Origin of the sequence: Enterobacter cloacae complex sp. 2024EL-00214 (genome assembly GCF_043945575.1) — a bacterium.
GTDB classification, from domain to species: Bacteria; Pseudomonadota; Gammaproteobacteria; order Enterobacterales; family Enterobacteriaceae; genus Enterobacter; species Enterobacter cloacae_P.
Genome location: NZ_JBIMRC010000009.1, coordinates 41,116 through 57,387 on the forward strand (window position 1 = coordinate 41,116; position 16,272 = coordinate 57,387).

General features: G+C 55.0%; 17 protein-coding genes. 9 read left to right on the forward strand and 8 right to left on the reverse strand.

Annotation, left to right across the window (positions count from 1 at the left end):
- Positions 1–101 precede the first annotated feature (101 nt).
- Both ACHHZ6_RS12015 and ACHHZ6_RS12020 read right to left on the reverse strand, forming a co-directional pair.
- A complete protein-coding gene (locus ACHHZ6_RS12015; RefSeq protein ID WP_182274034.1) occupies positions 102–470 on the reverse strand; it encodes an MmcQ/YjbR family DNA-binding protein in 369 nt (122 codons plus the stop codon).
- A complete protein-coding gene (locus ACHHZ6_RS12020) occupies positions 460–1,050 on the reverse strand; it encodes a TetR/AcrR family transcriptional regulator (protein WP_182274035.1) in 591 nt (196 codons plus the stop codon). The genes ACHHZ6_RS12015 and ACHHZ6_RS12020 overlap by 11 nt, the downstream gene beginning before the upstream one ends.
- A 225-nt stretch (positions 1,051–1,275) precedes the next feature.
- Between ACHHZ6_RS12020 and ACHHZ6_RS12025 the strand changes: the two genes are divergently transcribed.
- Together ACHHZ6_RS12025 and ACHHZ6_RS12030 are read left to right on the forward strand one after the other, a co-directional pair.
- On the forward strand, positions 1,276–2,343 hold the full coding sequence (locus tag ACHHZ6_RS12025) for an MBL fold metallo-hydrolase (RefSeq protein ID WP_182919552.1): 1,068 nt from the start codon (positions 1,276–1,278) through the stop codon (positions 2,341–2,343).
- 31 nt (positions 2,344–2,374) lie between these two features.
- Positions 2,375–2,716 carry a RamA family antibiotic efflux transcriptional regulator gene (locus tag ACHHZ6_RS12030; protein WP_395122261.1) on the forward strand — a complete coding sequence of 114 codons (342 nt, stop codon included), beginning with the start codon at positions 2,375–2,377 and terminating at the stop codon, positions 2,714–2,716.
- Between the two features lie 49 nt (positions 2,717–2,765).
- Here ACHHZ6_RS12030 and ACHHZ6_RS12035 read toward each other — a convergent pair whose 3' ends face one another.
- Together ACHHZ6_RS12035 and ACHHZ6_RS12040 are read right to left on the reverse strand one after the other, a co-directional pair.
- Positions 2,766–3,014, reverse strand: a complete 249-nt coding sequence (locus ACHHZ6_RS12035) for a DUF1158 domain-containing protein (protein WP_182274038.1) — start codon at positions 3,012–3,014, stop codon at positions 2,766–2,768.
- 92 nt (positions 3,015–3,106) lie between these two features.
- A complete protein-coding gene (locus tag ACHHZ6_RS12040) occupies positions 3,107–3,553 on the reverse strand; it encodes a glutamate-cysteine ligase family protein (RefSeq protein ID WP_182919554.1) in 447 nt (148 codons plus the stop codon).
- A gap of 97 nt (positions 3,554–3,650) precedes the next feature.
- Here ACHHZ6_RS12040 and ACHHZ6_RS12045 point away from each other — a divergent pair, with 97 nt between their 5' ends.
- Positions 3,651–5,063, forward strand: coding sequence for a hypothetical protein (locus ACHHZ6_RS12045; protein ID WP_395122262.1), 1,413 nt, complete (start codon positions 3,651–3,653; stop codon positions 5,061–5,063).
- A gap of 214 nt (positions 5,064–5,277) precedes the next feature.
- Here the strand turns inward: ACHHZ6_RS12045 and ACHHZ6_RS12050 are convergent, their stop codons facing one another.
- Entirely contained in the window at positions 5,278–5,733 is a 456-nt protein-coding gene (locus tag ACHHZ6_RS12050; protein WP_182274048.1) for a hypothetical protein, read from the reverse strand.
- A gap of 365 nt (positions 5,734–6,098) precedes the next feature.
- Positions 6,099–6,974 carry a LysR family transcriptional regulator gene (locus tag ACHHZ6_RS12055; RefSeq protein ID WP_196390958.1) on the reverse strand — a complete coding sequence of 292 codons (876 nt, stop codon included), beginning with the start codon at positions 6,972–6,974 and terminating at the stop codon, positions 6,099–6,101.
- 102 nt (positions 6,975–7,076) lie between these two features.
- Between ACHHZ6_RS12055 and budA the strand changes: the two genes are divergently transcribed.
- The 5 genes from budA (at position 7,077) to ACHHZ6_RS12080 (ending at position 11,820) form a co-directional block, all read left to right on the forward strand.
- Positions 7,077–7,859, forward strand: coding sequence for an acetolactate decarboxylase (gene budA / locus ACHHZ6_RS12060; protein ID WP_182274050.1), 783 nt, complete (start codon positions 7,077–7,079; stop codon positions 7,857–7,859).
- Complete coding sequence (gene alsS, locus ACHHZ6_RS12065) at positions 7,831–9,552, forward strand: acetolactate synthase AlsS (protein ID WP_395122263.1); 1,722 nt, start codon at positions 7,831–7,833, stop codon at positions 9,550–9,552. The genes budA and alsS overlap by 29 nt, the downstream gene beginning before the upstream one ends.
- Positions 9,553–9,572: 20 nt before the next feature.
- Entirely contained in the window at positions 9,573–10,343 is a 771-nt protein-coding gene (locus ACHHZ6_RS12070; RefSeq protein WP_196390959.1) for a (S)-acetoin forming diacetyl reductase, read from the forward strand.
- A gap of 132 nt (positions 10,344–10,475) precedes the next feature.
- On the forward strand, positions 10,476–10,949 hold the full coding sequence (locus ACHHZ6_RS12075) for a cold-shock protein (protein ID WP_182920006.1): 474 nt from the start codon (positions 10,476–10,478) through the stop codon (positions 10,947–10,949).
- A 172-nt stretch (positions 10,950–11,121) separates the two neighbouring features.
- Complete coding sequence (locus ACHHZ6_RS12080; RefSeq protein ID WP_182274053.1) at positions 11,122–11,820, forward strand: GNAT family N-acetyltransferase; 699 nt, start codon at positions 11,122–11,124, stop codon at positions 11,818–11,820.
- Positions 11,821–11,824: 4 nt separating this feature from the next.
- Here ACHHZ6_RS12080 and entD read toward each other — a convergent pair whose 3' ends face one another.
- Positions 11,825–12,517: an enterobactin synthase subunit EntD gene (entD, locus tag ACHHZ6_RS12085; RefSeq protein ID WP_395122264.1), complete on the reverse strand. Its 693-nt coding sequence runs from the start codon at positions 12,515–12,517 to the stop codon at positions 11,825–11,827.
- A gap of 48 nt (positions 12,518–12,565) precedes the next feature.
- Positions 12,566–14,812 carry a TonB-dependent siderophore receptor gene (locus ACHHZ6_RS12090; RefSeq protein WP_395122265.1) on the reverse strand — a complete coding sequence of 749 codons (2,247 nt, stop codon included), beginning with the start codon at positions 14,810–14,812 and terminating at the stop codon, positions 12,566–12,568.
- 252 nt (positions 14,813–15,064) lie between these two features.
- Between ACHHZ6_RS12090 and fes the strand changes: the two genes are divergently transcribed.
- Positions 15,065–16,267, forward strand: a complete 1,203-nt coding sequence (gene fes, locus ACHHZ6_RS12095) for an enterochelin esterase (protein WP_182919559.1) — start codon at positions 15,065–15,067, stop codon at positions 16,265–16,267.
- Positions 16,268–16,272 lie beyond the last annotated feature (5 nt).

Consider the following 16,272-nt stretch of genomic DNA (forward strand, 5'->3'; position numbering starts at 1 on the left):
CATTCGCCCCACAGGGGCGTGAAAGGAGAGCAGATTACAGGGCGAAACGGAAAAAGATAAGTGCGATTCGAGCGCTTATACTGTTCGTCTCAGACGAACAATCAGGCTGGACGGATCCACTTCTGATCTTTTTTCGGCAGTTTATCGACAATCAGGTTCCACGAGTCAGCCACCAGATCGGCCACCAGTTCTGGCGTAATGTCTTCTCCGCCATAGAGTGAGATCCAGTGCTTTTTATTCAGATGATAGCCAGGCTCAACCCCGCGGTAGATTTGCTGATTTAACAGGGATTTTTCCGGTTCGGACTTCAGGCTGATATGAGGCCGCCCGTGGGCGACCGCGACAATCATGAAAATCTTACCGCCGACTTTAAACACATCAAATTCCGGGCCAAACGGCCAGCACTGTTCGGTAAAGGGCATTTCCAGTGCCACGCGTTTTGCGTGTTCCTGCAGTGATTTACTGTCCATTAACGTCCTCAATGGCAAGTGCGCGCCACATGGCTTCAAAACCGAGGGATTTAAAATCCCCTGCGCGAGACGGATCGCGGGTGGCGAATTCCATCGTGCTTTCGGCCAGCGATAAGAACAGCGCATCGCCAAACGTTTTAAATTCATCCGACATAAACACCGGGCGCACCGAACGGCGGCACAGCTCATGGAGTTCCGGGAACATCTCTTTCACCGCCAGTTCCGTTTCGGCGCTCAACTTTTCACTGACGCCAATCTGGCGGATAGCCGCATGAGCAACGGGGTTACGAATACCCCAGTCCACATAGCTGTTCCAGATATTGCGGGTATGTTCTTTAGGCAGCGTGATGGTGCGATCGAGGTTCTCCAGCATGGTCTGGCAGAGATCCTGCTTCAGGTGCAAATAGAGGGCATTCAGCAGATCGTCTTTCGTAGCAAAGTAACGGAACAGTGTGCCTTCAGCAACGCCCGCGTTACGGGCAATTAACGCCGTTGAGGCGGCAATCCCTGACTGTGCAAATGCAGCGGTTGCTGCTTCCAGTAAGGCCTGTTTTTTATCTTCACTCTTCGGACGTGCCACTAAATTTTTCCTCCTGTCAATTGTAAAAGCCATGATTGAAACACGTGCTCTGCCACGCTGCAACGCGGAATGTCAAAGATCGAAAACGTCTTGACGACTTTATCAGCATATCTATAATGAGTGCTTACTCACTCATAATCAAGCTCAACCCGCGCAAACCATCGGAAGGGGCGCGTATTCGGGTCAGGATATGAAAAGTCTCTCTCTATCTGCGTGGTGTTTGTCATGATTATTGCTTCAGCTGCGAGTTTACCTTTTGTCCTGAACGCCGGATTTGGCCAGCCACCGCAGGGTGAGCAGCTCCCGGAAGTGGAGGCTTCTCCACAGTACCGAGACGGACGATTCCACAATACGCTCCCTACGCCGGGTTATAACGGCGACAAAAATATGCTGGTGGCGATGTGGGAGTTCCTGACCAAAAAAACCGAAAACGCCCGTCCTGCTCAGCCATTGCCGCTGGTGAAAACCGATCTCGCGGGTTTGCCTCTGGAGCAAGACACTCTGGTGTGGCTTGGTCACTCCTCCTGGTATATGCAACTGGCGGGAAAACGTATCCTGATCGATCCGGTGCTCGGTGATTACGCCGCGCCGTTCTCATTCCTCAATAAAGCCTTCGCGGGTGAGTATCCGTGGAATGCGGGCAGTATGCCGGAGGTCGATCTGCTGATTATCTCGCACGATCACTACGACCATCTGGATCACGCCACCATCAGGGCGTTACTGCCAAAGGTGAAGCAGGTGGTCACCCCGCTGGGTGTGGGTTCTCATCTGCGCTACTGGGGTATGAAGGCAGAGATTATTGATGAGCGTGACTGGAACCAGTCCGTGCATATCAGTGATGAACTGACGGTGCATGTGCTACCGGCGCGTCACTTCTCTGGACGTGGCATTAAGCGTGACCAGACGCTGTGGGGCAGCTTTATGTTCGTCACGCCAGAGCAGAAGGTTTACTACAGCGGGGATTCCGGTTACGGCCCGCACTTCAGGGCTATCGGTGAACAGTTTGGCGAGGTGGATTTAGCCATCATGGAAAACGGCCAGTACGACCAGGACTGGAAGCACATCCACATGCTGCCGGATGAAACCGCGCAGGCCTCGGCGGATCTCAATGCTAAAGCCGTGGTACCGGGACATAACGGGCGCTTTGTGCTGGCGAAACACACCTGGAACGACCCGTTGATCCAGCTGGCAAAAGCCAGTGCGGACAAAAATTATCGGCTGCTGACACCGGAACTGGGCGAGCCTGTCCGGGTGAGTGATACCACCCAGCAATTTCGCGTGTGGTGGGAATAATGATTAATTGTGGAGCAGAGGGGAGCGCAGTATGACTATTTCCGCTCAGGTCATCGACACTATCGTCGAGTGGATCGACGACAACTTGCACCAGCCGCTGCGCATTGAAGAGATTGCCCGTCATGCGGGTTACTCGAAATGGCACCTGCAACGGTTGTTTATGCAGTACAAAGGGGAGAGTCTGGGGCGTTACATTCGCGAACGTAAGCTGCTACTGGCGGCGCGCGACCTGCGTGAATCGGACGAACGCGTGTATGACATCTGCCTGCGCTACGGGTTTGATTCGCAGCAGACGTTCACGCGGATCTTTACCCGTACCTTTAACCAGCCGCCTGGAGCCTATCGCAAAGAGAGCCACAGTCGGGCGTATTAGGGCTGAGATGACGAGAATGCCGGGCTGCCACCCGGCTTTTTTGTGCCGGTTACGCCGCCAGTGAAAACCAGCGACGCCAGATGAAACGCAGGACGAAGAATTCAATAGTGCCGAGCAGCAAGAACCACAGGCAGAACAAAATGGTGTAGAGCTGGTTCAGATCGACCAGATGGAAGGTTGCAACCATCTTTTTTGCCAGCACCAGCCCGAGAGAGGGCGCAGGTAACAACAGGCAGGAAAGCAGGGCCATCAGCAGTATGCCCCCTGCGGTTAACAGCGATTCTAACGGGTGTTTCATCTTAATGTTAATCGTCAGTTAAAAACGTTATTGTCGGGCATCGTGTAACGTAAAGCAAAGCAATATATATCAGCCGAAAGGGAGGGGGGGGGTTATAGACTCGTCGCCCACAGCTCGCAATGTTGTTGTACCAGCGAGGTCAGTGAACCGCTGTCGTTGACAAAATCCCGCATTCGTTGTGCTTCGCTCTTATCCTGTTTCAACATAAGAGCAATTTCCTGAATTGCGCTTGTCGCACCCAGTTTTCCCACTGAGGGGGCAACCCGCTCCAGCAGCCACGCAATATCGTCCGCCACGGTTTTATGCTCTCCGGTATGCACGTCTGTGAGAATACCGTCTAACCCATAGCGACACGCCTGAAAACGGTTAAACCGGTACAGATAGAAAATCTCGCTCCTGGTGTTTGTATGGTCGCGTGGTAGTAGCCAGTGCGATGTCGCCTGAATCAGCCCGGCGATATTAATCGCGTGGGTGAGCGTCAGTGGCGTGTCCATTACCCGTACCTCCACGGTACCAGAAGCGGCAGTAGCCAATCTCATATTACGTTTATCTATAACGTTGCAATCATGGCTGGCTAATAATTTAGTCCCTGATGCCGATAACTTTATTTCTTAATCAATATATGAAGGAACATGTATGTGCTGCGTACGCCCTTTAATGTACCCTCTTTTTTTTCTGTCTATCTTACCGTTTTCTTTCGTGCAAGCTGCTGATAAGCCTGCATTGATAGGTGGTGACACTAACCCCTTGTCTATAACCAGAATCCACGATCGTGTGAATTACATGGTGTCGTTAAAATTCAATAACGGGAAAATGGCTCAGCAATGGCGTTCCGTTGATTGTAAACAGAGCAAGGCACAGCTTCTGTACGAGGATTTACTAAGTGAAGAGGGATATACCAAAGCCCGCTTTTACGGCAACAGCTACCTCCGTTATGCGCCTGCACAGGATGATAAGCAGATGACGGCAGAGGATATCCGTATGGTTTGCCAGCTACCAATAAAAGACGCTCGATGGGAAAGATTATCAGCCACGGATACAGTCGGTATTACCGACCTTGTCGATGTTAACAGCATCCAGCGCGTTGGCGACATTTTATCGGTACGTATGGGATATGATTTTGCAGATACCACCTGGGAACCGCCTTATGACGCACCGATGGAATTAAAGATTGAGCACTACTTATATAACTGTAAAACGCATCAGGGAGATGCTGTCGCCTTAATGAACTTCGACAGTGAGGGACGCGTTACGGACTCACTCATTACTGCAGATATTGTTCGCCGCAAGAGTGACTTCAAAATTAACACGGAAAAAGCACAACGCTTTGAGCAGCTCTGCCAGTTACCAGCAGGAAAAACGTTCACGGCCGAAGGACATTTTATTCCTGCTGCTAACAAGCCAGCATCAACGTTGATGGGGCCCTCAATGCCCGATCTGAACAATAATAATCCACAGTGGCTTAATAAATATCCCCTTTCTGCTGCAGTTGAGCACCAGGCGCAGTCATTGATCAAACCCTGGGCGCTTCCGCACTTTAAACAGGTTCGTTATACCGAAGTAAGCACGCTCGGTAAGATCAAAGTACAGTTGGATGCACAACCGGATGGTTATGTACGCAAACTGGAAGATTATGGTATCTGGACGGTGCAACGTTTAACTTTGGCTAATCAGCTGCAGCTGAAATTCACCATGTCCATCAGTAGTGGTACCGTATTACTCAACAAATTGCAGACGGATATGCATTTCCCGTTAGTGACTGGCCAACGATATCAGGCGGAATGGGATAATATTGATGCTGATAAGAAAGTCACTGCTTCAGCGTTACGCTGTAATGTAACGGGAGAAGGGGATGCACAGAGCATTGCACCTGCGTTTAGTGGGAAATATCTATTAGTTGAGTGTCATGGAACTCATGAAGGGCAGCAGGATAGCCGTGATAAATTAGCCTGGCTGCAAGATCTCAACATCTTCGTCCCGGTCGCTCAGCAATTGGGGAATAAACCTGAAAGTCCGGTGAAACTTGAAAATGTTAGTGTGATACGTTAATAACAAAAAAGGCTCGCCGCCTTAGCTGGTGGGCCTTTTTTAACCTTCTTGCTGACTTTTTCAATCCCCATCCCCTCTGTCAGCTTACAGGCAAATGTGAACGACTCTTTGTTGATTAACGCACTGTAATTTTAGTAATGCCTACATCAGCAGTGAGAACAATTGCGCTCTCCACATCCACACCTCAGCAGCATTTCGGCTTCTTTCACCCGCTTTAGTGCGCTGCGATATAGGGCTCTTTTACAAACTCCGCCAGCAGCCAAACCATATCATGCAGCAACCCGGTCAGTTCCTTCGCCACGCTGGTGGGCAATGTTCCGCCCATCACGGCCTGTGTTAATGCCACCGCATAGTCCACCTGCAACGTTGTTTCCTGCCAGCAGTCCGGGACGCAAGAAGCCATCTTTTCCCCCGCAATCAGCTGTTCAACCAGATAAGGCGGGAGCTCTGTATCGCAACGTCCACGCAGTTGCTTAAGTGTCGCCAGTAAACGCGTGCAGAGCGTGGAAAATGTTACCGCGTCGTCTGTTTCAACCAACACGCTCACATAGGCGGCACAGGCGTCGGCCAGTTCGAAGAGATCCGCAGTATCTGAAAGCTGCAGGTTGATAAGATGGTGAATAACGCTTTCTTCAGAAAGTGAGTAAGAAAAGCCAGGGATAGTAGCCATAAGACATCCTCTTTATGCAAAATTAATTAACCGCCCAGAGAGTTCCTACGCTCGAAGGGGGTAGTGCTGACGGAGGTAGGAATGCCGTGCATAAAGAAAACAGCCAGCTTCTCAGCTGCTCCGCCAGCGCTACCGTATTCTAACGAGAGGAGCGCTGCCGCGACAAAAATTGTCACTTTGTGTACTTCGGGTTCCTACGCCCGATTGCGGATGTGCCGCAACGCAGGCACTTTACGACTGTGAGGAGGGGAAGAAAAGCAATAACCCTGATGTACATAAGGTAAATTTCAGGTTTGCGAGGCTGCTTCCAGAAAGACCTTACCGGGTGGCGGTGATGCCTTACCTGGCCGACAAAACCCCTGTCATCATGCCTGCATCGCCAAAAAACGTTTCACCGTGCGGGAACGTTCAAAACGCCGCCAGCAAAGCGCGATATCGGTATAGAGTTCCGGGGTTGTTAGCGCATGATAAGTAACATCTGGTGGAGAAATGGCCGCCATCGACTGCGGCACCAGCGCAAACCCGCCACCTGCGGCTACCATGCTGAGGGAAGATGAAAGCTGGGAAGACTGTAGCGTGTGTTGCATATCAATCCCCGCGCGCTCGCAGCAGCCGTAAACGCGGTCATAAAGCCCCGGCGCAACGTCCTGGGGGAACAAAATTACCGGCGTAGTATTAAGCTGTGCCAGCGTCAGAGAAGGCTGGCCTGCCAGCGGATGCATGCGGTGTAAAGCCACAACCATCGGTTCCCTGTCGAGTATTTTCAGCTCGAACGCCTTGCTGCTCTCGCACGGCAAGCGGACAAACGCCAGATCCAGCTCTCCCTCGCCCAGCCGGGTCATCAGGGTCGCCATATTGGCTTCCACCTGATGCACCGTGACCGCCGGATTTTGCAGCTGAAACTGACGGATCAGCGCAAAGATATGCGGATGAAATGCATCTGAGCTGGTGATACCAATCGACAGACTGCCAATCAGGCCTCTGGCAATTCCACGGGCTTTTTCCAGCGCGGCATCGCTCATCGCCAGAATTTTGCAGGCATCCTCGTAGAATGCTTCTCCGGCCTCGGTCAGCTCCACACCCCGCGTCAGACGCCGGAACAGGGGCGTCCCCACCTCTTCCTCCAGGCGTTTAATCTGCTGACTGAGCGGCGGCTGAGAAATACCCAGCGATTTAGCCGCTTTGGTGAAGTGTCGCTCGTGTGCCACCGCGACGAAATACCGCAGATAACGAAGTTCCATATCAAAAACGTCTCAAAACAGCATGGTTTCTATATTGGAACTCTCAGCTGAATCGGGTCAACATTTATTTAACCTTTCTTAAAAAAGTTGAAGAGGAAGAGCATGACGACGCATTCATCTGCATGCGACTGTGAGGAGAGTTTGTGTGAAACCCTGCGAGGGTTCTCGGCTCAGCATCCTGACAGCGTGATTTATCAGACATCGCTAATGAGCGCCCTGTTAAGCGGCGTATATGAAGGGGAAACCACCATCGCCAGCCTGTTAACCCGTGGCGATTTCGGTCTGGGTACCTTCAACGAGCTGGACGGCGAAATGATCGCCTTCAGCAGCCAGGTTTACCAGCTGCGCGCCGATGGCAGCGCCCGCGCCGCAAAGCCGGAGCAAAAAACGCCGTTCGCGGTGATGACCTGGTTCCAGCCGCAGTATCGCAAAACGTTCGATACGCCGGTCAGCCGCCAGCAGATCCACGACGCGATCGACCAGCAGATCCCCTCCGATAACCTGTTTTGCGCTCTGCGGATCGACGGCAACTTCCGCCACGCTCACACCCGCACGGTACCGCGCCAGACGCCGCCGTACCGCGCGATGACCGACGTGCTCGACGACCAGCCGGTATTCCGTTTTAACCAGCGCCAGGGCGTGCTGGTTGGGTTCCGCACGCCGCAGCATATGCAGGGGATTAACGTAGCGGGCTATCACGAACATTTCATTACCGATGACCGCCAGGGGGGAGGCCATCTGCTGGATTATCAGCTGGAGAGCGGCGTGCTCACCTTTGGTGAAATTCATAAGCTGATGATCGATCTCCCCGCCGACAGCGCATTTTTGCAGGCCAACCTTCACCCCAGCAACCTTGATGCGGCGATCCGTTCCGTCGAAAACTAACAGGAGAATAACCGTGAACAGTGACAAACATTCACGCCAGTGGGCGCATGGTGCCGATTTGATTGTCGGCCAGCTGGAAGCTCAGGGCGTGAAGCAGGTGTTTGGTATTCCTGGCGCGAAAATCGATAAAGTGTTTGATTCTCTTCTGGATTCGCCCATTCAGCTGATCCCCGTGCGTCACGAAGCGAACGCAGCATTTATGGCGGCAGCGGTAGGGCGGCTGACCGGTAAAGCCGGGGTGGCGCTGGTTACCTCCGGGCCGGGTTGCTCGAACCTTATTACCGGCATTGCCACGGCCAACAGCGAAGGCGATCCGGTTGTTGCGCTGGGCGGAGCAGTGAAGCGGGCAGACAAAGCGAAACAGGTACACCAGAGCATGGATACCGTCGGTATGTTCAGCCCGGTAACCAAATATGCCGTTGAGGTCAGCTCTTCGGATGCCATTGCCGAGGTGGTATCAAACGCGTTTCGCGCCGCCGAGCAGGGCAGGCCGGGCAGTGCCTTCGTCAGCCTGCCGCAGGATATTGTCGACCAGCCTGCCACGGGCGCTATTTTACCGGCGGGCACCTCCGCGCTGATGGGCCCCGCACCTGACGCCGCCATTAACGACGTCGCGCGGCTTATCGAAAAGGCCAAAAACCCGGTGATCTTACTGGGGCTGATGGCGAGCCAGCCCGCCAACAGCACGGCGCTGCATCAGTTGCTGGAGAAAAGCCGCATCCCGGTGACCAGTACCTATCAGGCCGCCGGCGCGGTGAACCAGCAGCACTTTACCCGCTTCGCCGGGCGCGTCGGCCTCTTTAATAATCAGGCGGGCGACCGGCTTTTACATCTGGCCGACCTGATTATCTGCATCGGCTACAGCCCCGTTGAGTACGAGCCAGCCATGTGGAACCGGGGTGATGCCACGCTGGTGCATATCGACGTGCTTCCCGCCTACGAAGAGCGCAACTACGTGCCTGATGTCGAACTGGTTGGTGATATCGCGGCAACGCTCAATGCCCTGGCGGGGCGTATGAGCCGGTCGCTTGAACTTAGCCCACAGGCCACCGAAATTCTTATCGATCGCCAGCATCAGCGGGATCTGCTCGACAGACGCGGCGCATCGCTCGGCCAGTTTGCCCTGCACCCGCTGCGCATCGTGCGGGCCATGCAGGACATCGTCAACAGTGACGTCACGCTCACCGTGGACATGGGGAGCTTCCACATCTGGATTGCCCGCTACCTGTACAGCTTCCGGGCGCGTCAGGTGATGATCTCCAACGGTCAGCAGACGATGGGCGTTGCCCTGCCGTGGGCAATTGGGGCCTGGCTGGTCAACCCGGGCCGCAAGGTGGTTTCCGTTTCCGGTGACGGGGGATTCCTGCAGTCGAGTATGGAGCTGGAAACCGCTGTCCGCCTCAACGCCAACGTGCTGCACATCATCTGGGTGGATAACGCCTACAACATGGTGGCGATCCAGGAAGAGAAAAAATACCAGCGCCTTTCCGGCGTGGAGTTCGGCCCGGTCGACTTCAGGGCCTACGCTGACGCCTTTGGCGCGAAAGGCTTTGCCGTGGAGAGCGCGGCGGCGCTGGAGCCGACGTTGCGTGCCGCAATGGATGTCGATGGGCCTGCCGTGGTGGCGATCCCCGTCGACTATAGCGATAACCCGCTGCTGATGGGCCAGCTCCATCTCAGCCAGATTTTGTGAATCAACATAAGGATAAAGACATGCAAAAAGTTGCCCTCGTTACTGGCTCAGGCCAGGGGATTGGTAAAGCGATTGCGCTGCGCCTGGTCAAAGATGGTTTTGCCGTGGCAATTGCGGATTACAACGAACAGACGGCAAAAACGGTGGCCGATGAAATTGCGAGCAGCGGCGGGAAGGCCATTGCCGTGAAGGTGGATGTCTCAAACCGTGAGCAGGTGTTTGCCGCGGTCGAAAAAACGCGTAAGGCACTGGGCGGATTTGACGTTATCGTCAATAACGCGGGGGTTGCCCCATCCACGCCGATTGAGTCGATCACGCCAGAGATAGTAGACAAGGTCTACAACATCAACGTCAAAGGGGTGATCTGGGGGATTCAGGCGGCTATAGATGCTTTCCGTAAGGAAGGGCATGGCGGCAAAATCATCAACGCCTGCTCGCAGGCGGGCCACACCGGTAACCCGGAGCTGGCGGTATACAGTTCAAGCAAGTTCGCCGTACGCGGCCTGACCCAGACCGCCGCGCGCGATCTGGCTCCGCTGGGGATCACCGTGAATGCCTATTGCCCGGGTATTGTAAAAACGCCGATGTGGGCGGAAATCGACAGACAGGTTTCCGAGGCCGCCGGTAAACCGCTCGGCTATGGTACAGAAACGTTCGCGAAACGCATCACGCTGGGCAGATTGTCCGAACCGGAAGACGTCGCAGCCTGTGTTTCTTACCTGGCGAGCCCGGATTCCGACTACATGACCGGTCAGTCACTGCTGATTGACGGCGGCATGGTGTTCAACTAAATAAAAAAATAAGCTCTGACATGAATTTCCCCTGCACATGTGCAGGGGTTTTTTTTGTCTGCGCAGACATTGTGCATTACACTGCGCGCTGCAAAAATTGAGTTAACGATCGACAGACAGGCGGTAGCAACGATGAACGGTACAATCACAACGTGGTTTAAAGATAAAGGCTTTGGATTTATCAAAGATGAAAACGGCGACAACCGCTATTTTCACGTGATTAAGGTCGCGAATCCTGATCTGATCAAGAAAGATGCAGCGGTGACCTTCGAGCCCACCACGAACAACAAAGGCCTTTCCGCCTATGCGGTGAAGGTGATCCCGGAAAGTAAACACCTCTATATTGCGGGCGAGCGCGTGAAGCTCACCTCGATCAAATCCTTCGTGGTGTTTAGCGAAGAAGAACCCGTGGATACCGGTATCGACAAAGAGAACGCGGTGCTGTCGGTAGGGCTTCTGATGAACAACATCAAGCCGAAGTCGGAGAAGAAGCCGGGCGAAATGCGCGCGGTGAAGAAGCTGGCGATCACCACGTTCCAGAACACAACGCTGATCTTCACCGAAGATGAGATAGACATCGACGCCACGGTGAAACTGCTGAAATAAATCTGCCTGTGCAGAAACGAAAAGCCGGGTGGTGGCTACGCCTGACCCGGCCTACGCCTCTCCCTTTCCCGCACTATAAAACCTGAGCGTCGCACCGCCGGACACGGTCACTCTTTTCGTCTGCTTTTTAACCTGCTATAACAAAACCCTTACCTTTCAGGGAGTCTCTGCCGTGCCGGAAATCAATCAACATGGTCAAACCGTTAACGATATCGTGCCCGACTGGAAAGGGGCGCGCACTCTGACCCGTACGCCGCTGACGGGCCAGTACTGTCGGCTGGAGCCGCTGGATGCCAGCCTCCATGCCGCCGATCTGTTTGATGCCTACGCACTGGGTGATGACAGCGACTGGACGTGGCTTTCCAGCACGCAGCCTGTGAGCGTGGAGGAGACGGCACGCTGGGTGCTCGATAAAGTGATGGACGACGAGCTGGTGCCTTATGCCGTCATCGACTTACGCACCGCGCGCGCTGTGGGGCTGGTGAGTTATCTGACCATTGAGCAGATGCTGGGCTCGGTGGAAATCGGCCACGTGACCTGGTCGCGGAAAATGAAGGGCTCCAGGCTTGGTACTGAAGCGGTGTGGCTGTTGCTGAACAATGCCTTTGAGCACGGGTATCGGCGGCTGGAATGGAAGTGCGATTCGATGAATGTCGCCTCACGGAACGCGGCCGAGCGGCTGGGGTTTGTCTGGGAAGGGCGACTACGTCAGAAGCTGGTGCGTAAAGGACGCAACCGCGACAGCGATATGCTTTCTATTATTGATGGTGAATGGCCGGAGCGTGACGCGGTGCTGCGTGCCTGGCTGGCAGCGGAGAATTTTGACGGAGAAGGGCGGCAGGTTAAACGGTTAGAGGCGTTTCGGGGATAGTTGTTCACACTCCGTGTGATAAACCGGACAGCCTCGTACTTTTCTCACTGGCCAGCGTAAAAACGCTCCCGTTAACTCTCTTCCAGGCGAGGGTAAAATGCTTACCCTCGTTAAACTCCCCCACTGTACGTGACAGCGCCAGGGTCAGGCTCTTGTCATCCAGCGCAATCACTTGCGCACAATCGAACCCCATATACACACCCGCGTGGGGGAACAGCGCTTTAAACACACTTTCTTTCGCACTGAACGTGAGCGTCAGCGCCAGTCCGAAAGGGTAACCGGACTGCAACAGGCATGTCTCTTCCTGGGCATTAATCACCCCATCCTTAATCTCCTTCGCTTCACGCTCGGGCAGGATCGCTTCGCAATCAATCCCTGTCAGCAGATGTTGATCGCGGACGGCAATCGCCATTGCCTGGACACCGCTGTGGGTAATGCTGCCTGAAATCCCTTCCGGCCAGAGTGGTTCACCACCGGAACCGATGCCCGGGAGTGTGTGCTCGTTGAGGGCGTGCAGCGCGTGTGCAGCGGCAATGCGTCCGGCCAGATGATCGGTTTTACGTTTACGTCCGGCGTGGGTCAAATGCGCGTGGTGAGGGAGCCAGAGGAGATCGGCGTCGGTGAAGGTAGTGGGATCAAATTCGACGTGGTGGACGGTTTGTCCGGCAAGAAGAAAAGTGGAATAAGTTGTGTGCATTTTCCCTCGCTCAGACCCTCTCCCCAAAGGAGAGAGGGAATGGTTACCTTAAAAACGCGTATTCACGCTCATATACCAGGTTCGACCCGGTTCATTATACGTGTATGCACCAGCACCGTACATATAGGCACCGGTGGCGGCGTTACCCGTGGTCTGGGCATTACCCGCACGCCACTGACGTTTGTCGAAGACGTTATCCACGCCGCCGGTCAGGCTGACGTTTTTGGTCATGTCCCAGGTCGCACTTAGGCCAACGATGCTGTACGGACTGATCTCGTCTTTCTCGGAGCCGGTCACAGGCTGGCCTTTATAGTTGTATTTCTTCGGCTGCTGCTTGCCGTACCAGGTGAAGGTCGACTGCAGCGAGACATCCTGGTGAACCTGCCAGCTCAGGGTGGAGTTCAGCGTGTACTCCGGGATGATCGACAGACGGTCGCCGGTCTCCTTGTTCTTACTTTGCAGCATCCAGGTGATGTTGTTCGTCCAGTTAACCGTGTCACTGACCGGCACGTTCAGCGTACCTTCCAGACCTTCTACCACCGCCTTCGGCACGTTTTCCCACTGATAGATATCGGTCTGAACTTTACCGGAAGAGGTGTGGCCAATCGGCGTATAGCCCGCTTCAATTTTGTCGCGGTAGTCGTTACGGAACCAGGTCACGCCCGCCAGCCAGCCGTCGCGTTTCCACTCCAGACCAATCTCTTTGTTGATACTGGTTTCGGCTTTCAGATCATCGTTACCCATCATGTAACAACCCACGCCGTCACTGCTTGCGTAGCAACCCTGGCCTTTGCTGTACAGCAGGTAGTTCGGGTTAGTCTGGTACAGGCTCGGTGCTTTGTAGGCGCGGGCGATACCCATCTTCAGGGTGAAGTCATTCCCCAGGCCTTGTGACAGGTTCAGCGACGGGCTCCAGTTGTTACCCACAATGGTGTGGTGATCGAAGCGCAGCGCCGGGGTCAGCATGGTGCTGTCGGTCAGCTCCATGTTGTTTTCGGCAAACAGGGAGAAGATCTCCGCCGAGGTATATGGGCTGCGATCGTTGCTCATGCCCGGGATGGTCCCGCCCTGCAGGGTTTGCGTGAAGGAGGTGGCGTCTTTCATACGCTGCTGGTTCCACTCAGTACCCAGCGTCAGGTTCTGGTTGACCAGGAAATCAATCGGCAGGTTGATTTCGCTGTGCAGCATCACGTCAGCCAGGTCGGTATCGGTGAATTTATCGCTGTTGAACAACCCTTCCAGGCCGCCCGCCAGGCCTTCGCCAAGACGCGAGTTGCGGGTGTGCTCGTACTGTGCCCAGTTGCTGGTGGTGATGCCGTTATCCCAGCCACCGTTCCAGGTCACTGCAAAATTCTGGCGATAGATTCGGTTAGTCTCTTTGCCGTAGTTTTTCTTCACCAGCGCGTTGTCGTTGTTGGTGTTCTGGGTGTCACCCGCGTAGAGGTTGTTCTGGCGGCTGTAGCCCGCTTCAAACTCCAGGGATTGCATTGGCGCAAAGTCCCAGCGCACCACGCCGTTGATGTCTTTGTTTTCCACCCCTTCACGACCGGCTGGCAGCGTGTTGGTGTAGATACCGGTGCGGTCGGACTGGTGGCCCTGGTTGATGTCCCAGGCATCGGCCTGCGTTTTGTCCAGGTTACCGTACATGCGGAAGCTGAAATCGCCGCCCAGCGGGCCGCTCAGACTGAAGTTGGTACGTTTGGTGGAACCTTCGTCCTTGTGCTCTGGCGCATTCAGGTAGGTGTTCCAGGAACCGTGCCACTGGTCGTCGAATTTTTTGGTGATGATGTTTACCACCCCCCCAGCCGCACCGTTGCCGTAGCGTGCCGCGGCCGGGCCACGGATCACTTCGATGCGTTCGACCATCTCCGGCGGTACCCAGCCAGTATCACCGCGGGTATCGCGCTCACCGCGCCAGCCCAGACGAATGGAGTTACGGCTGGTGACGGGTTTGCCATCAATCAGGATCAGGGTGTTTTCCGGGCCCATACCGCGGATATCAATCTGACGGTTGTTGCCGCGCTGGCCGCTGGTGGAGTTACCGGTCAGGTTAACGCCCGGCATGGTGCGGATGATTTCGGCCACGTCGCGGGCGGGGGGATTTTTACGGATTTCATCGGCCGTGATGGTCGACACACCCGGTGCCTGCAGGTTTTGCTCTGCGGCGGTGATCACCATCGTATCTTCGTGCTGCGCGGTGGTGGTGGCGGTTTTGTCGTCCGCCAGCGCGGGCAGCGCGACGCCGTAAATCCCTAAGTTGACCAGCAAGGCCAGAGAGTGAATCTTCTTATTCATTGTACGTCCTGCTTTTCGCGCCGCTTCCTCCTGGCTCCATTCCCGAAGGGGAGAGGAGGCGGCATGTTGTCACCCGCATTTTGTGTAAGCCGCCCTGTCCCCGGGCGCACACAACGCTGGCATGGTTATTTTATGAACGCGCTTCCCACAGCGCGGGCACTACGCTATTGCAAATGCAAATAGTTATCAATAATATTATCAATATATTTTGTCTTGTAACAAAAAAGACTCTCTAAACATGAGGTTATAAGGGTGACGGCGTTAACAACGGGAAGTGAAGCCTGGTGGCAGTCGAAAAACGGCCCCGAATGGGTGCGAGAGCAGGAGAGTTATCGCGTGACGTTCTGGTGGCGCGACCCGGCCGGCACGCAAAAATCATCGGCGGTGAAGCGCGTCTGGCTCTATATCACTGGCGTGACCGATCACCATCAAAATGCCTGTCCGCAATCCCTTGAACGCATTCCCGATACTGACGTCTGGCAGTGGCAGGGTGAGTTCAGCCCGCGGTGGCGCGGCAGCTACTGTTTTATCCCTTCCGGGAATGAACATGATTTTGCCGATGCGGTCTTTCACGGTGAGCAGCCCGACCGCATGGCGCTACGCGAAGGCTGGGGCAGGCTGCTGTCACACGCGGTTTCCGACCCGCTGAATCCCCAAAGCTGGCGCGGCGGGCGCGGCCATGCGGTGTCGGCGCTGGAAATGCCTGAGGCACCGGTACAGCCTGGCTGGAACCGTCCTGATGCGCCGTACAGCCCACCGGCTTGTATTGAATGGAACAGCGATCGGCTGGGTAATCGTCGCTGCGTCTGGATTTTTACCACCGGCGATGCAAACCCGGATCGCCCACTGGCGGTGCTGCTCGACGGGCAGTTCTGGGCCGAAAGTATGCCCGTGTGGCCCGCGCTGACGGCGCTCACTGACGAAGGCAAACTGCCGCCTGCGGTTTATGTCTTAATCGACGCGATCGATATTGCGCACCGCAGCCGCGAGCTGACCTGTAACCCCGATTTCTGGCTGGCGGTGCAGGAAGAGCTTCTCCCACTTGTGAAAACGACCACGCCATTCAGTGACCGATCTGACCGGACGGTGGCTGCGGGCCAAAGCTTTGGCGGACTCTCTGCGCTCTATGCTGGCCTCAACTGGCCGCAGCGCTTTGGCTGTGTGCTCAGCCAGTCTGGTTCGTACTGGTGGCCACAGCGTGGCGCGCCGCAGGAGGGGGTGTTGATTGAACAACTTAAAGCGGGTGAAAAAACTGCACACGGGCTGCGCATTGTCCTTGAGGCCGGGCGCAATGAGCCGCTTATCTTCCGCGCAAATCAGGCGATTTACGCCGAACTACAACACACTCAGCAACCGGTTATCTGGCGTCAGGTTGACGGCGGACACGATGCACTTTGCTGGCGCGGTGGGCTGACGCAGGGGCTGATGACGCTCTGGCAGCCGCTTACTCAATAACGGAG

Bases quoted from the DNA above. Each gene is read 5' to 3' on its own strand.
- ACHHZ6_RS12045 (WP_395122262.1), top strand. From the start codon at position 3,651: ATGTGCTGCGTACGCCCTTTAATGTACCCTCTTTTTTTTCTGTCTATC.
- alsS (WP_395122263.1), top strand. From the start codon at position 7,831: ATGCGGCGATCCGTTCCGTCGAAAACTAACAGGAGAATAACCGTGAAC.
- ACHHZ6_RS12030 (WP_395122261.1), top strand. From the start codon at position 2,375: ATGACTATTTCCGCTCAGGTCATCGACACTATCGTCGAGTGGATCGAC.
- ACHHZ6_RS12090 (WP_395122265.1), bottom strand. From the start codon at position 14,812: ATGAATAAGAAGATTCACTCTCTGGCCTTGCTGGTCAACTTAGGGATT.
- ACHHZ6_RS12035 (WP_182274038.1), bottom strand. From the start codon at position 3,014: ATGAAACACCCGTTAGAATCGCTGTTAACCGCAGGGGGCATACTGCTG.
- ACHHZ6_RS12015 (WP_182274034.1), bottom strand. From the start codon at position 470: ATGGACAGTAAATCACTGCAGGAACACGCAAAACGCGTGGCACTGGAA.
- entD (WP_395122264.1), bottom strand. From the start codon at position 12,517: ATGCACACAACTTATTCCACTTTTCTTCTTGCCGGACAAACCGTCCAC.
- ACHHZ6_RS12070 (WP_196390959.1), top strand. From the start codon at position 9,573: ATGCAAAAAGTTGCCCTCGTTACTGGCTCAGGCCAGGGGATTGGTAAA.
- ACHHZ6_RS12050 (WP_182274048.1), bottom strand. From the start codon at position 5,733: ATGGCTACTATCCCTGGCTTTTCTTACTCACTTTCTGAAGAAAGCGTT.
- ACHHZ6_RS12055 (WP_196390958.1), bottom strand. From the start codon at position 6,974: ATGGAACTTCGTTATCTGCGGTATTTCGTCGCGGTGGCACACGAGCGA.
- ACHHZ6_RS12075 (WP_182920006.1), top strand. From the start codon at position 10,476: ATGAACGGTACAATCACAACGTGGTTTAAAGATAAAGGCTTTGGATTT.
- ACHHZ6_RS12040 (WP_182919554.1), bottom strand. From the start codon at position 3,553: ATGAGATTGGCTACTGCCGCTTCTGGTACCGTGGAGGTACGGGTAATG.
- budA (WP_182274050.1), top strand. From the start codon at position 7,077: ATGACGACGCATTCATCTGCATGCGACTGTGAGGAGAGTTTGTGTGAA.
- ACHHZ6_RS12025 (WP_182919552.1), top strand. From the start codon at position 1,276: ATGATTATTGCTTCAGCTGCGAGTTTACCTTTTGTCCTGAACGCCGGA.